This window comes from Clostridioides sp. ZZV14-6345 (genome assembly GCF_020657775.1).
In the GTDB taxonomy this organism is placed as follows: domain Bacteria; phylum Bacillota; class Clostridia; order Peptostreptococcales; family Peptostreptococcaceae; genus Clostridioides; species Clostridioides difficile_D.
In genome coordinates this window covers 1-15,476 of record NZ_JAGWCX010000085.1, presented here as the reverse complement: position 1 = coordinate 15,476, position 15,476 = coordinate 1, and the positions used below count along the sequence as shown (strand labels likewise).

General features: G+C 27.2%; 18 protein-coding genes and 1 pseudogene. 10 read left to right on the top strand and 9 right to left on the bottom strand.

The window, feature by feature from the left end; translation table 11 throughout:
* Together KGF39_RS17300 and KGF39_RS17295 are read right to left on the bottom strand one after the other, a co-directional pair.
* Window positions 1-455 (bottom strand): annotated as a pseudogene (locus KGF39_RS17300) (hypothetical protein); the annotation flags it as partial.
* Between the two features lie 449 nt (window positions 456-904).
* A complete protein-coding gene (locus KGF39_RS17295) occupies window positions 905-1,162 on the bottom strand; it encodes a Mor transcription activator family protein (RefSeq protein ID WP_107594624.1) in 258 nt (85 codons plus the stop codon).
* Window positions 1,163-1,721: 559 nt separating this feature from the next.
* On the opposite strand from KGF39_RS17295, the gene KGF39_RS17290 reads away from it, so the two are divergent.
* The 7 genes from KGF39_RS17290 to KGF39_RS17260 all read left to right on the top strand — a co-directional run bounded on the left by KGF39_RS17290 (window position 1,722) and on the right by KGF39_RS17260 (window position 6,125).
* Complete coding sequence (locus KGF39_RS17290; RefSeq protein WP_054272553.1) at window positions 1,722-1,943, top strand: DUF1659 domain-containing protein; 222 nt, start codon at window positions 1,722-1,724, stop codon at window positions 1,941-1,943.
* Between the two features lie 364 nt (window positions 1,944-2,307).
* Complete coding sequence (locus tag KGF39_RS17285) at window positions 2,308-2,538, top strand: DUF2922 domain-containing protein (RefSeq protein ID WP_054272552.1); 231 nt, start codon at window positions 2,308-2,310, stop codon at window positions 2,536-2,538.
* A 12-nt stretch (window positions 2,539-2,550) separates the two neighbouring features.
* Window positions 2,551-2,700, top strand: a complete 150-nt coding sequence (locus KGF39_RS17280) for a YvrJ family protein (protein ID WP_054269141.1) — start codon at window positions 2,551-2,553, stop codon at window positions 2,698-2,700.
* Window positions 2,701-3,242: 542 nt separating this feature from the next.
* On the top strand, window positions 3,243-4,136 hold the full coding sequence (locus tag KGF39_RS17275) for a type II CAAX prenyl endopeptidase Rce1 family protein (protein WP_227823235.1): 894 nt from the start codon (window positions 3,243-3,245) through the stop codon (window positions 4,134-4,136).
* A gap of 179 nt (window positions 4,137-4,315) precedes the next feature.
* Window positions 4,316-5,140, top strand: a complete 825-nt coding sequence (locus KGF39_RS17270; RefSeq protein ID WP_227823234.1) for a MerR family transcriptional regulator — start codon at window positions 4,316-4,318, stop codon at window positions 5,138-5,140.
* Between the two features lie 124 nt (window positions 5,141-5,264).
* Window positions 5,265-5,846, top strand: coding sequence for a TetR/AcrR family transcriptional regulator (locus tag KGF39_RS17265; RefSeq protein WP_227823233.1), 582 nt, complete (start codon window positions 5,265-5,267; stop codon window positions 5,844-5,846).
* Between the two features lie 102 nt (window positions 5,847-5,948).
* Window positions 5,949-6,125: a hypothetical protein gene (locus tag KGF39_RS17260; protein ID WP_227823232.1), complete on the top strand. Its 177-nt coding sequence runs from the start codon at window positions 5,949-5,951 to the stop codon at window positions 6,123-6,125.
* Between the two features lie 244 nt (window positions 6,126-6,369).
* Here KGF39_RS17260 and KGF39_RS17255 read toward each other — a convergent pair whose 3' ends face one another.
* From KGF39_RS17255 to KGF39_RS17230, 6 genes are all read right to left on the bottom strand, one after another.
* A complete protein-coding gene (locus KGF39_RS17255; protein ID WP_227823231.1) occupies window positions 6,370-7,035 on the bottom strand; it encodes a chloride channel protein in 666 nt (221 codons plus the stop codon).
* A 292-nt stretch (window positions 7,036-7,327) separates the two neighbouring features.
* The gene (locus tag KGF39_RS17250) at window positions 7,328-7,900 is read right to left on the bottom strand and encodes a manganese catalase family protein (protein WP_054272542.1); all 573 of its coding nucleotides are present in this window, start codon (window positions 7,898-7,900) and stop codon (window positions 7,328-7,330) included.
* 60 nt (window positions 7,901-7,960) lie between these two features.
* Window positions 7,961-8,224 carry a spore coat protein CotJB gene (locus KGF39_RS17245; RefSeq protein WP_227823230.1) on the bottom strand — a complete coding sequence of 88 codons (264 nt, stop codon included), beginning with the start codon at window positions 8,222-8,224 and terminating at the stop codon, window positions 7,961-7,963.
* Window positions 8,224-8,445, bottom strand: coding sequence for a spore coat associated protein CotJA (locus KGF39_RS17240; protein WP_054272540.1), 222 nt, complete (start codon window positions 8,443-8,445; stop codon window positions 8,224-8,226). The genes KGF39_RS17245 and KGF39_RS17240 overlap by 1 nt, the downstream gene beginning before the upstream one ends.
* A gap of 563 nt (window positions 8,446-9,008) precedes the next feature.
* Window positions 9,009-9,536, bottom strand: coding sequence for an IbrB-like domain-containing protein (locus tag KGF39_RS17235; protein ID WP_227823229.1), 528 nt, complete (start codon window positions 9,534-9,536; stop codon window positions 9,009-9,011).
* 17 nt (window positions 9,537-9,553) lie between these two features.
* Window positions 9,554-10,867 carry a DUF3440 domain-containing protein gene (locus KGF39_RS17230; RefSeq protein ID WP_227823228.1) on the bottom strand — a complete coding sequence of 438 codons (1,314 nt, stop codon included), beginning with the start codon at window positions 10,865-10,867 and terminating at the stop codon, window positions 9,554-9,556.
* Window positions 10,868-11,200: 333 nt separating this feature from the next.
* Here KGF39_RS17230 and KGF39_RS17225 point away from each other — a divergent pair, with 333 nt between their 5' ends.
* Window positions 11,201-11,554, top strand: a complete 354-nt coding sequence (locus tag KGF39_RS17225; protein ID WP_227823227.1) for a DUF3788 domain-containing protein — start codon at window positions 11,201-11,203, stop codon at window positions 11,552-11,554.
* Between the two features lie 254 nt (window positions 11,555-11,808).
* Here KGF39_RS17225 and KGF39_RS17220 read toward each other — a convergent pair whose 3' ends face one another.
* Window positions 11,809-11,997, bottom strand: a complete 189-nt coding sequence (locus KGF39_RS17220; RefSeq protein ID WP_227823226.1) for a hypothetical protein — start codon at window positions 11,995-11,997, stop codon at window positions 11,809-11,811.
* A gap of 686 nt (window positions 11,998-12,683) precedes the next feature.
* Between KGF39_RS17220 and KGF39_RS17215 the strand changes: the two genes are divergently transcribed.
* Together KGF39_RS17215 and KGF39_RS17210 are read left to right on the top strand one after the other, a co-directional pair.
* Complete coding sequence (locus tag KGF39_RS17215) at window positions 12,684-13,079, top strand: DUF6110 family protein (protein WP_227823225.1); 396 nt, start codon at window positions 12,684-12,686, stop codon at window positions 13,077-13,079.
* A gap of 211 nt (window positions 13,080-13,290) precedes the next feature.
* Window positions 13,291-15,390 (top strand): heavy metal translocating P-type ATPase, encoded by a 2,100-nt coding sequence (locus KGF39_RS17210; RefSeq protein ID WP_227823224.1) that lies wholly within the window; start codon window positions 13,291-13,293, stop codon window positions 15,388-15,390.
* Window positions 15,391-15,476: the final 86 nt, after the last annotated feature.

Below are 15,476 nucleotides of genomic sequence, written 5' to 3'. Positions count from 1 at the left end.
ACAGAATCTCTATTATCTACACAATCAAACTCTATATTACTATCTACAGAATCTCTATTATCTACACAATCAAACTCTATATCACTATCTACAGAATCTCTATTACCTACACAATCAAGCTCTATACACTTGCTATCATCAAATAAACTTCCATTAAACTCTATACTTACATAACTATATACAGAACGATTACCTTTTACGCCCTTAGATACCAATCTTATTATCCCTAAATCCAAAAACTCTCTTACAAGTCTGCTTATAGTAGAAATAGAAAGTTGTAAATCTGTGGCAGCTCTCCTCACTGTCATATAAAATTGTCCTCTTGGCAGAGTCCCTTGGAGTCTTTGTACATTTTCCTTTCTCATTATATAATGATTAAATCTTATTTTGTTAATATCATTTCTTATGTCAAAGCCCAATACCACTGAATTCAATTTATAAAATCCATTATTCATATCTATTTCCCCCATTTCTACTAATAATTGCTAATAACTCGATAGTTATTATTTTTATATAAACAACACAATAGTTTAAATATAAATATATATTTATTTTAATCTTTTCTAATTTAACAGCTAATTCCTTAAAATATCTATTTATATTCTTAATTTTATAAATATATTATGTCATATTAATTTATATTTCTTTATTTATATAGTTTATTTATTGTTTTTTCCCCTTTATACAAGCAATTGTATCATTTTATCTATTTTTTAGCTAACAAATATTTTCGACTATTTTTTTGTATTCTCAATATATCTCCAGTATCTAACAAATTCTTTTATAGAATATACAATGTATTTAAATTAATAAGTAATAAATTTAGTTAATTTGTCTGAAAAAACTTTACAAAACGTCTTTTCTACTTTTACACTTACATTTTATAAGACACTTTGCATTATGTTTATATACTATTTTCATTGAGTATTCGCTTAATATTACTTACACACATACAATATCTAACAGCCAATTCATTGTAGTTGACTCCATTAAACTGTTTTACTATTTCTCTATTTCTAGCATATCTAAAAATCCCCTTATATGTAGGTATATAAGTATTTGTACCTCCATACATCTTAGTGACTTCTATAAACTTATCAATCCCCACTATTTCTACCATTGCATGAAACTGAACTGGTATATCTTCCAATTTTATTTTCATAAACTACACTCCCCTCTTAAATTTTTTTACAACCTTAACAAAGTTTTTATTTAATGAATTATTTACTAAACTATCTTTATGAGGGTATTACAAAATGAACTTTCCCAATATAGATTTTTTTAGTCTTATAACTGTATTAAATTTAATAAAATTTTTCATAACCTAATAACTTTGTTAGCTTTAATAAAGATTTTAATGCTTTAAAGGTAAAATGTTAATATTGGACTTTTAACTTTTTTATTTACAGATTAAATTTAATAATTTTTTTAACATAAACTTTAACACCTAACATTTAACTCTATACATATAAAACCCTACTCAAAAATAGCTCAACTAACATGAAAATACACAAACACTGTTTTTAAATACTAAAAACATATTTCCATAAATAACTTATAAGTTACCTCATTATACACATATGAAAATTTTTTCTATAAAAATTTACACAAAAAATCTTAAGAAATTATGGTTTAACTCCGATATTATCTTAGATGATAGTATTATAGTTAACAAAGAAAGTCGACAAATCTTTGAAATTAAATTTTTAGGAGGTAATTTTATGGCAGTTGTTTCAACAAAAAATTTATCTAGTATAAAACTAAAATTGGATGCTGGTTTTGATGATAAGGGTAAGGCGGTTATTAAAAGTAAGTCATTCGCAAATGTAAAGGCAGAAGCATTGAATGATGATGTTTATGCTGTTGCAGAGGCAATAGCAAGTCTTCAAGAAAATCCTATTGTAGATATTTTAAAATTAGATAGTACATCTCTATCTAAATAATAACTTTTGAATATAGTCTACTTCAAAAATAAGAAATCTACTCTTTATATAAAGTGTTAAATTATATAATGACTCAATGTGCTATAGATTTTATATGTTATAACTTCAATATTAAGTGATAAATTCAATATAGTTTATAAATTCAATATTATAGCTTTGATACATTGATACTTTAAAGATTAATATGTCAAATATATTTCAACTTACACATGTTAGCTATTGCAAGTGCTGTCACACTCAATTTAAGCTAACTGAAATAATATCAAGGCATTTACTATACTAACAACAATTAAAATCAACAAATTGATAGCAACAATTAATATTAACAATTTAAAATATAAATTATTATATCGGAGGTAACTGTATGGAGATTAAGAAAAAATTAGTCATGAGTTTTAAAAATGTAAAGGATAAGCAAGTTTCTTTTTCTATAGAAAATCCAAAAGATAACTTAACTGAAGAAAATATAAAATCTGTTATGGATTTGATAGTATCTAAAAATATTTTTTCAGTTGGAGGATTCGACCTTGCTTCTGCTGTTGAAGCTAAGGTTGTAGAAACAAATACCACTCCTTACGACTTAGTTATAGAATAGGAGGCTAATTTCATGGATGATAGTTTACAACTGTTAATAACCAATGTTGGTTTTCCCATAGCTCTATCTATGTATTTATTGGTTAGAATCGAGGGTAAATTAAACACTTTATCTAACAGTATTGATACACTATCCAAAAATATTTTGGTATTTAAGAAGTAAATTTGACAATCTATGTAAATCATAAAATAGGTCTATTTGTAAAATAATTAGATATATTCTATGAAAAATACTAGGATATTTGGATTATATTTCCAAATATCCATAGTATTTTTTGAATTTTATCACCTCAAATTTGAATTTCACTGTTTAATTTTTGAATTTCACTATACATAATTTGAAATTTAGAACGCATCTAGTTGGACTCAATAAGATATAATGCTATTCTAATGACAGTAATAAAATGAGATGACGTTGTTACATAAAAAATATTAGAGAAAAGCTAAACATTTAATAAAAATCTAAAGTAATTTATTAATATCACTAATTGTACATTTATTGACCTATTTAATAATCAAAATAAAATAATATAATTCAATAGTAAATACTAACTAATTATATTTAATTTATAAATAGATAGTCAAAATACAAAAAATAACATATTATAACAAATAATGACTAATGTTAAATGAAAACTTAATACATAAGAAGCAAACGATTAGATAAATTAAAATTCTATTATAAAACGAAAGGATAGTAAAAAAATGCAACTATATAACACCCCTTTTAATACAAATAAACACTTAACCTATTTCTTTATATTTACTCTATTACTTAACTGGATATTCAGTCTTACACCTGTATTATTTGGAATTACAGGCACTATACTTGGAGAAATCATATTTTATCTTGCATATACGTCACCAGCTATTGTAGGTCTACTTTTTATCTCTACAGTCTACCCACAAAGTGCAAAACAGGATTTCATTTATAGATACCTAAGCTTTAGAGAAATGGGCATAAAATGGCCATTATTAACAATATTATTTTTTGCTTTAACTTTTATTGTTTCTTTAACAATAGGAAATTACTTTAATATAAAAACTTCTGATATAGATTGGGTACATATAGCAATGTATAAACCCTCTCAAATAGCTTTTATTTTATTCGCAAGTTTTATATCAAGTATACTTAGTCAAGAATTTGGATGGAGAGGATATGCTATTGATAAATTGTTAGTCAGATTTGGATTTACAGGTTCTTCAATTATTTTAGGGCTTGTTTGTGGAGTTTGGTACTTAGGGTCATATTTTACACCTAATCAAATACCATATAATTTAGCACAATATTCTCTATTTGACGCATTTTTATTTATACCAAACATTGTACTTTTAAACTTTATCATTAACTTTGTATATATCAATACAAATAGAAGTATTTTAGCAGCTGGATTTACTCATATGATGTACTTCTTCTTCAATGTTCAATTGATTTTACACTACCCTATTAAATTATGTGTAATAGCTCAATATGTACAAATAATATTTGGTTTGATATTTCTTGCATATATAATTTCTTCTAATAAATTTAAACAGAAGGTAAACTCTGAAATTGAGCAGATAAAGTCAGATAATTTTGAATTTGAGCTAGAATATTAATTTTAATATGGGCTATAAAATTTAAAATAATCTGTAATTTGATACAACTATGAATCAAATGCAGTTTACTCTCCATAGTTTATAGTAATAACTGTAATATAAATGTACCTCCCTAAATGCTTGAAGTATACAAAAACAAAATATATACTGATTATAAGCGAAAAGGAGGTTATATTTTAATGTTTAAAATTGGAGAAGTTTCAAAATTGACACAGGTTTCTATTCGTATGTTACGTTATTATGATGAACTCGGTATTCTAAAACCTGCAGAAATAGATAAATATACAGGTCATCGGCTATACTCGGTTGAACAAATTTCAACTTTACAAAGAATTGTCTTATTGAGAGATTCAAAATTTAGTGTTTCAGAAATAGCAAATATCATACATAATTGGGATGATGAATTTGTAATTAAAGAATTAAATCGAAAAAAGAATGAAATACAAAATGAAATAAAACAAGAACAACAGAGAATAAATAAAATTGATAAGCTTATAGAAGCCATAAACTGTGATAAAAATGAGATTCATTACAATGTTGTCTTTAAGAAGATTCCAAGTTATAAAATCATATCACTTAGAGAAATAATACCAGACTACTACTCTGAAGGCATCCTCTGGGAGAAGTTATATGATTTTGTTAAAAAAGAACATATAGAAGTATCACGTCAATCCAACAATAATATAGCATTTTACCATGACGAAGAAGTTAGAGATAATGGTGTAGATATTGAAGTTGGAATTGTCGTAAAGAAGCTTGGAAAGAATAAGTCTGAATTTATATATCATGAGACAGAAGAAGTTGATATAATGGCATGCACTATGGTGTATGGTCCATATGAAAATATAGCTGGTGCATATGAGTCCTTTTGTTATTGGTTGGATAAAAATAGTGATTATAAAATGTCAGGTATAAATAGGCAAATTGGTCATAAAGGCGAGCATAATGAAACAAATCCTGAAAATTATCTTACAGAAATTCAGATACCTCTTATAAAAGTTTAATATATTTGTAACTAAATGTCTAAGTACCAACCACCCATTGACATCTTAAAATTTTCATGATAGTATCTAAACGTGTATTAAACACGTTTAATTTTTTATGAAGAAATTTTTGAGGGGAAAAATTATGAGAGTAGATTCAACAAAAGAACAACTAATTAATGCCACAATCCAGTTACTATCTTCACATAGAGATATTTCAAGTATTACAGCTAGAGAAATTGTAGCTAAAGCAAATGTAAATTTAGCTATGATTAATTATTATTTTAAATCTAAAGAAGAGTTGATTAATACTTCTATTAAAAAATTTTTAAAGCATCATATGAATGAATATAAGGCTACACACGATACTAAAAATTTAGCACCTAAACAGCAATTAAGGGAAATACTAATTGCATTTTTTGATTTTATAGGAGAATATAGTCAATTTATAAAGGTTTCTGTACCCTACATATTAATACAAGAAGAAATTGTTTATCCATTTGAAATACTACCTTTGGTTAAGGCTCATTATGAAAATCAGGACAATAAAAAAACTGAATCTGAATACAGGACTATTGCATATCAAATAACTTCATTTATTCAGTTACTTTTTCTTCGCTCTGATGCTTTTTTTAAGTATAGCGGTATTGATATTAAGAATGTTGAACAGAGAAATAGCTTAATAGACTTTCAATTAGATTTACTTTTATTAGATATTACAAAATAGTAATGTATTTATTTTTAATGTACATCTCTGTTATTCCCTAGTAATGGATGAAAATATTTTCATTGACTAAAAGACACTTACATTAAATAAGGGGGAGTTTTAATGTTTTTTACATTTATAGGAGTAATATCAGCAATTTTATTATTGTGTACAATTATATGTGGTTTATGGATAAAACTTAATAATCGTAATAATGACTCAAATTCTCACTTTACTTTTTCAATACTTTCAATCGCTTTTTCGTTGTTGATTGTGATAGCTTTTTTAGTAAAAAATTAATATCTTTTTTATGATAACTTCTTTACTATTATACTTTCTTTATTATAATAATATCTTTTTTATGATAATTATTTACTATGGTATAGAAATATTTGACTATTTATTACTGTCTTAAAAGTATTTCTCTTGTTTTTTAGTATATTTTAAAATACTTATTTACACTTTTACTTTCACTCTAAAACTCTTGTCCTCTTTTCTATAATACAGTACTCATTGCTTTATAACCTTTTACTTTTATTCTAAATCACCTTACTTTACGATAACAAATACCTATAAACAATCTTCCAAATACTTCCACTAATACAATCAATTTAACTATAATAATAACCTCTCCCCTATCTTTAGGTGCAGGTTCTCCATTTTTCTCAAGTAACCTCTCAAGAAGACTTTCATAAATAGGTTTAGATTTCATAAGTGTAGCCACAATATATGCCACAATCGAAATTACTGATAGTGAAAGCATTTGACTAACAGAACCTGTCATTTCAAAAATCAATATAATTCCAGTTAAAGGGGCACGCACAATAGCTGTAAAATATCCTGCCATAGCCAAAAGTACAAAATTATTGACATAATCTGGGTTCATTCCAAAAACCTTAACACCTACCATTCCAAATATTCCACCCATAAACGCTCCTAAAACAAGCAGTGGAAAAAAGATTCCCCCTGGTGCACCTGACCCAAAACTGACAGCCGAAAATATAAAACGTATAACAAAAATCAAAACAACCATTCCAAAAATATATTCATGACTTGTAAGTGCTTCAACTAAATTGTGTCCACTTCCCAACACTTCGGGCATTACAAACCCAAGAATACCAGCCATTATAAATGGAATCAACAGTTTTCCAAATGTACCGATTTTAGGAATCTTCTTATATAAAGAAAAGATTAATATAATCAATCTCACTTGATTTAACTCCACCCTCATTACATGCAATCAAAATATCCTTACAAACTGATTCTCATGTAAATTCTCTACTATTGACACTTTCTATGTATTGCCCTATTACTGACAAAAGTGTTTCGCTAGCAGTAGACACTTAATTTATACTAATACTCCACAATTTATATAATTATTATTCATATAGTTACTTGTTTTTACTGACAAATTTAAGTAACAAAATAATCTATTTGAATAACAAAAAACAAGAAATAAAGGCAATCTATTTAAGCCTTTACCTCTTATTTTTACTGTTTTATTAGAACTGATGTTTACACTCTGTAAATTCGTAAACATCCATTAGTGCTTCACCAAATCTTTGATAGTGTACTACTTCCCTTTGACCTAAGAATTTCAATATATCTTTTAAATCAGGGTCATCAGTTAAATTTATTAATTGATAGTACGTAGCCAATGCTTTTTGTTCAGCAGCCATATCCTCATGTAAATCCGTTACCGAATCGCCAAAGACATTAATATAACTTGTAGTAAAGTTTACTCCATTAGAATCTACTGGCTGAAGACCATGTCCAAAAGTAGCATAATTACTTCCAAGCCCAGCAGCTTTAAGTTCTTCTGGAGTACAATTACCTATTAATTGATATAACATTGAAGAAATTATCTCAACATGAGCCATTTCTTCTGTACCTATATCAGTTAAAAGTGCGCGAGATTTTCCAGTTGGCATAGTATATCTTTGTTGAAGATATCTAGTTGCAGCTGCCAGCTCACCATTAGGTCCTCCCAACTGAGTCATGATATATTTTGCCATTCTAGGGTCTGCTTGTCTTATGTTAACTGGATGTTCCAGTGTTTTTTGATAAATCCACATATTATCTTACTCCTCCTTAATATATATTAATAATAAATTTAATTTTAATATTGTATAATTTTATTTATAAAATGATTTATCCCATGGCCAAGGTTCAGATATCCATGACCAAGGATATTCACTTGATTCATACCCAAAATTAGTTAATGCTCCATATCTAGACTCATAATCACATACAGCTTGTGTAAATTTATCGCAGTATCTGTTGTATGAATCAAGTGCCTTCTTATCCTTTGGATTATTGTCTAAATATAAATTTAATTCTATACAAGCAAATTGATATTCTGAAATTTTCTCTAAAAGCTCTCTTCTATTTAATGACATTAGTACATGTTACCCCCTTTTTTAGCTCTAACTCTGTTTTTAGGATTTGCATATAGCCAATCATTATAGTTATTTGACTCTATTAAATCGAGTTCAGGAAATAAAGTACCTCTTTTTAATGCTGTTTTTGGATTGTATGTGTCATTGTAAATTTGACGATTAATGTATGGTCTAGCAAATTCACAACAATAATCTTGTCTATCATCTTTTAAATATCCCATTAATTATCCTCCTTAATTTTTAGAATTTTGAAATAGTATTGTTTTAAAAATTGTATACTGATTCTATATTATAAGCAGTAGTTTTAATAGACCTCTAATAAAATTAAATGAGTATCTTTTTTGTTCTTATGTTATTCTTAAAAATTGGTGTAATTAAACTAATCTTTTATAAATATCTATTTGAAATAATTAATATAGAGTTTATACAATTTTTTATTACTTAATTACTATTTACTATATATTATTCATTTTTAGATAAAATGTGATTGTATTTTATCTAAATCAATATAAATATACAATTTAATACTATTTTTGCTTATTAATAAATTGATATTAAAATATTTTAAGTTATATTATTTAATTTAATTTAAAAATATAGCCTTAACACCTCTATATTCATATAGCTTCTCAATACTTGTACATTTATAAATTCTCTTAATAGCTATACAAAAATAAAAAAAGAATAGGATATTTTTCCTACTCTTTTCTCTATATTTATACATAATATTAAAAGCATTCATTTTTAATATATATTTTTCTTTTAATAAATCTCTTTAATTTTCTTATTCTATATCAGAACCAAAAGGAATCCATGCATTACCAAACTCTTTATCTTTAAATAAATAAGCTAATCCAGTTATTTGCTTCAACCTAAGAATTTCATCAATTTCCATACCGAGATGCTTTGATATCCATTCATCAGATTTTCCAATTTCACAAAGTTCAGTTATAATTTTGCTCATTAAATCTACATTATGAGAACCCCTTGCACGATTGTGTCGAATAGTACTTGCCATTCTTTCTTCAATAGATTTATCAATTACTGAAACAGGAAGAAGTCCATTTTCTCTATCATATATATCCTCATTTTCAAGCATTATTCTATAACGATGAAAACCATCTACAATAACATACTTGTCTTTTTCCTGATTATAATAACAAACAATTGGCATTGTATAACCATCTTCTTTTATACTTTTGTACAACAACTGCATTTCTGGTGGGGCTACTGCATTTGGATTATAGTCGTTAGATTCTATTTTTTCAATTGGTACTGCGATGATTCCATATACAGGACTTTTATATTCCATAGTATCTTAACTCCTATCTAATGGATTTTTTCATATTTTTTCTTAATATATTCTGTTCTAACTTTTTGTTCTTTTGTAGGACCAAATCCCATAAACTTACACATATGGTCATTTTTTAAAATACAATAACACATTCTTTTCCAACTTGGTATATCTTTGGTAAATTTAATATCATCTGTATCATCAGGTATATCATCCAAAAATATGACCCTACTCTTTTTATCTTTTGTATGATTTGAAACTCCATTTAACTCTATTTTATAACCTTTTCTCATCAATTCATGTATAACGATTTCTGGCAAACCACCTCCTGTATTATGCCAAAAATCAATAGATGTTGAAAATTTTTTAATATAGCTATTTCTTATATTTTCAGGTAAGGTATCAAGCAAAAAATAGGTAAAACTTTTCCAGGTATGCCCATATGGTAACTTAACACTACGATATCCCATCGCTTTTGTTTTTCCATAAATAGAAGTAAAATTAGCTCCTTGTACTCTAGCAACCAATTTCACCCATACCTTTGGGTCTAATACCCTATATAAATTTAAACTCTCTTTAGCTGAATCATTAAAAGGTGATGCTACTCTCATTTTTCTTGGAGCTACTCCAGCTTTATAGAATAAATCATAAATTTTATTGTAATCATAGTTAAATTTATAGTTGGCTAGCCAGACATCTTCTATCTCCCAATCATATATAGGTGATGCTGTCCAGACATTTTTAAATTCCTTCGTTATCCAGCACTTTCCTTTATATCCATGCTGTTTATTTACAATAGAACAATAACGTTGTAGAGATTCTGATGCTCTCGTTCCTAATAAGCAAACAACTTTTGCACCTTCGTGTATATCTCTAATCCACCTACCAAATTGTTTTGCCAAACTTTCTTGTCTCATTTTATATTTATAGTAAGTAAAAGGATTATTTTTTTGATTTATTATGTATTCTTTGACTGGCATTTCTCTTACCCATAAATCTTCTTTCTCATCATCCCATGGATACCAAAACATTTCATAATTTCCTACAGCAGTTCTTGTAGCCATTGGTAAACACACCCAATATGGTTCAATATCTTCAATATTATCCTCAAATACTTTTTCAACATATTCAGTAGTCATACTATATTGAGCCTCAAAATCTTGATGAAATACTCCTATTTTGGAACTTATATTATTCTTTCTCTTATAATCCAAAACTAAATTTAGCAGTAAACCACTATCTTTTCCTCCGCTAAAAGATACATAGATATAATCAAATTCATTGAAAAGATAAGAAAGTCTTTCTTGAAAAGCTTCAAATACATCGGATTCTAAATATCTCTTATCCATTTGAATTCTCCCCTTTCAATTAGAAGTTTATAAAACCTTACAATGCAATATTATTATGCTTTTTTAGCAGTAATCAGCATAAATTATACATTATTTAAATACACAAATCCAACTAAACACGTATAATTATAATATAATTATACTTTTGTATTATAAACTATATTTTATCATTATTTTACATTTTTTTCCAATATATATAAATATCATATTTTTCTATAATCCAATACTAACTACTTTATATTTACATATTAGTCTAATAAAACATAAAAACTTGACATACTATTGTCATAATTACTTTGCTATACTCAAAAGTAAAAACGGAGGTAAATTTTAATGTATGAACGTATGCTTGATAAAAGCAATAAACCTTGTTTGTCTCAAATAATAGAATACATAGGTAAAGATGGATATGCACGCTTGTGTAAGTTGGAAACTTACCTGGAAACTCAATATAATTTATCAAGAGAACTTCGATTTCCTTTTGGAAATAATTATGGTTGGGGTTACAAATATAGCCATAAATCTTTTCATTTATTTTATGCTTTTTTTGAAAAAGGTGCATTTACTGTTATGATTCAGATAGGCGATAGGCAAGTTCCATCAGTAGAAAAAATACTAGTTGCTTTAACACCAAAAGCTAAAGAACTTTGGGTCAATCGTTATCCTTGTGGCAATAATGGAGGTTAGATTAAGTATCGTATTTTAGAAGATGCAGACTTACTTGACATTATTCAGTATATAAGAGCAAAAAAAGCTCCACCTAAACAAAATTAACTTTTATTTTTTGTCATTTAAATGTAATATATATAAATTCAATTCTTGCCATACTAAAAAAATATAAAAAGTATCTACTAATATATCTTATCTGATTTTTTACAGATAAGTAAAAAATTTTATCACAATTAAGGAGTAACTAAACAAACCGATAAATCCAAATTTGTTTATTCTTTTTTATTGGAATTTTTGATAACAGTCCCTATACATATGCCAATTATCATTCCAAAAACTAAACCATAACACATTTGGATACCTACATTTCCTTTAGAAATACCCATAGCACAACCTATAGCCACTCCAAGTATCATACCTACAAACATACATATAATAACCGAATTTTTGTTTTTATTCATAGTTCTTCTCCATTCTATAGATTTTAAATTGCCTAGTTCGCCTTCTTAGCATAAGGTGAACAAAATAAATTAATTTTCTTTTATTCTAATATCTGCTTGTATAAATGTCAAACAACTCATTTCTTGTCATAACTTTATCCTTTTGAGATAAGAATACTCTCCCAAACACAATATTATCAATTTCCCCAAACCATTTCACTAATTTTTATGTTTATATAATATTTACAATCATAAACTTATCTTGTTATTCATTTAGACACAATAATCACTCCCTCCTAATCATTATTATACTTAAAGTGATGCTTATTTATAATAATATATCTAATGCACTTTAATTGAAAAATTAAAACTTTGCCTTTCATGCTCATATATAAAGAAGTATAATTTTTGATAATCTATTACAAATCAAGCAAATTAATTGATATAAATTATCATTTTCTGTTGAAAATACCATTCGCACATGCTATACTTAATTGCATAAATGGTAATAAATGTCATATGATTTTACAAATCTATTAATAATAATTATTATTTTACTATATTCTAAAATTTTTGAACTAAATATCAATAATTTTCTAATTACTACACTCTCTAAATTAGTTTTGTAAAACATACTCTACTTTTAGCATTTATTACCCTGCACATAAATATAAACAAAATCTAACTATATGAAAGGATAAGATAAAATGAACATTTTAAAAATGAAAAAAACAGGGATATTTTTAGGAGGAGTACTTTTTGGTACTGTAGGTGTTAAGATACTTTCAAGTGACTGTGTAAAAAAAACTTGCACTCGTGCAACAGCAGGAGCATTGAAAGTTAAAGATTCTGTCCTTGAAACTACTACTAAAATTCAAGAAAATGTAGAAGATATTTTAGCTGAAGCAAAAGAAATCAACGAACAAGAAGAATTATCTGCATCTAAGGTAAACGCTGTACAAGATGCTTCTAAATGTGAACAACAAGCTCCTAAAACTGAAACTATAAAAACTGTAGAAGATACTAATTCTAATAGTGTTAAATGTGAAGAAATCAAGGACAATGTAGTTGAAGAAAAAAATAGTACTTGCACAGCAGAATAAATTTAACGATTATTATGATTAATAATATCAGGTACTATGGTTAATCATATCATCCATCATGATTGACAATCTAAAGTATTACGACTAATCATATCATGACTAATGACCTAAAATATTATGGCTAATCATATCATTCATCATGATTGATAACCTAAAAAATTATAATTAATAGTACCATATATTATGATTAATAATATCAGGAGGAAGTAAATTGAATTTTTATATAAAGCATGAAATAAGAGGTCGTATACGCTTTGATTTACAACTTGGCAAATTAAACAACAAACAGTCCGATACTCTCTTATATTACTTAACTTCTATAAATGGTATTACTAAAGCAAAAGTTTATGATAGAACTGGTGATGCAGTCATTTATTACACTGGAGAAAGAGAATACATAATAAGAGAAATCACTAAGTTCAGTTTTAATAATAGCAAAATAGAAAATCTAGTACCTGAACATACTAGCAGGGAATTAAACAATTACTATAGAGACAAATTAGTAAACAAACTACTAATTAAAAGTGTATCCAAAATATTTTTCCCAAAGTCTTTAAGATTTTTTTTAATCGGGCTTCACTCTATAAAATATTTAAAAAAAGGTCTCTCTTCACTACTAAATAAAAAAATAGAAATATCTGTTTTAGATGCCACTGCTATAGGTATTTCCATTTTTAGAAAAGATGTCAATACAGCTGGGTCAGTCATGTTTCTTCTTGGTATCGGCGAACTATTGGAAGAATGGACTAGAAAAAAGTCTATAGACGATTTAGCTCAAAGTATGTCATTGAACATTGAAAAAGTATGGTTAAAAAAAGATGACACTGAAATACTAGTTCCAATTTCAGAAATAAAAGAAGATGATTTAGTCAGTGTAAACATGGGAAATATGATTCCATTAGATGGAGTTATAATATCTGGAGAAGCAATGGTTAATCAGGCATCACTTACAGGTGAATCTCTTGCAGTCAACAAAAAAGAAGGCTCTTACATATATGCTGGAACTGTAATAGAACAAGGCAATATTGTTATGTGCGTTAAAGAAAAGGCTGTCACTACTAGATTTCAAAAAATAGTAACTATGATTGAGGAATCTGAGAAGTTAAAATCTTCTGTAGAGAGTAGATTTGAACATCTGGCAGACACATTAGTTCCATACAGCTTTTTAGGAAGTATATTAACCTATGCAATTACTAGAAACCCTATAAAAGCACTCTCTATATTGATGGTAGATTTCTCCTGTGCATTAAAACTCTCTATCCCTATTTCAGTACTATCAGCTATGAGAGAATGTAACAATAATAATATTACTGTAAAAGGTGGAAAATTCCTTGAAAGTGTCGCATGTGCAGATACTATTGTATTTGATAAGACAGGAACATTGACAAAGGCACAACCAACTGTTTCAGACATAATTACATTCCAAGATTATAATAAGAAGGATATGTTACGACTTGCAGCTTGCTTAGAAGAACACTTCCCACACTCCATAGCAAATGCAGTAGTTTATGAAGCCAAAAAACAAGGGCTTAGTCACAAAGAAATGCATACAGAGGTAGAGTACATTATTGCCCATGGTATTTCAACAAAAGTCGACGATAAAAAAGTTATAATAGGTAGCAAACATTTTGTATTTGAAGATGAAAAGTGTATTATCCCAGATGGAGAGGAGGATAAATACAACAATTTATCAGATGAATATTCACACCTATTTATGGCAATATCGGGTAAATTATCAGCAGTTATTTGCATCAATGACCCTTTACGAGAAGAAGCAAAATATGTAATTTCAAATTTAAGAGAATACGGAATCAAAAAGATTGTGATGATGACCGGAGATAGTGAGAAAACAGCTAAATCTATAGCAAGTAAAGTTGGTGTTGATGAATATTATTCAGAAGTCTTACCAGAAGATAAAGCCAATTTTGTTAAAAATGAAAAACTAAAAGGTCGCAAAGTAATTATGATTGGTGATGGAATCAATGATTCTCCTGCTATTTCAGAATCAGATGTCGGAATTGCAATGAGTGAAGGAGCTGAAATAGCAAGAGAGATTTCAGATATTACCATATCAGCAGATAATTTGAATAATTTAATCGTTTTAAAGCAGATTAGTAATAAGCTTATGAAGAGAATCGATTTAAGTTCTAAGTTTATTATTGGCTTTAATTTAGGTCTGATTTTACTTGGCGTAGGTGGATTTGTTAGACCAAGTACATCTGCCTTTTTACACAATGCCTCTACTGTTGGAATAAGTTTAAATAGTATGACAAATTTATTGGAAAACACTAATAATTATAATTACAATTAATCCCCATTATATAAAACATATGTATATATAAAAAATTTATAATTCATCTTTTAAAAAGGAGTTGTCTTAAAATTAATTTTTTTCTA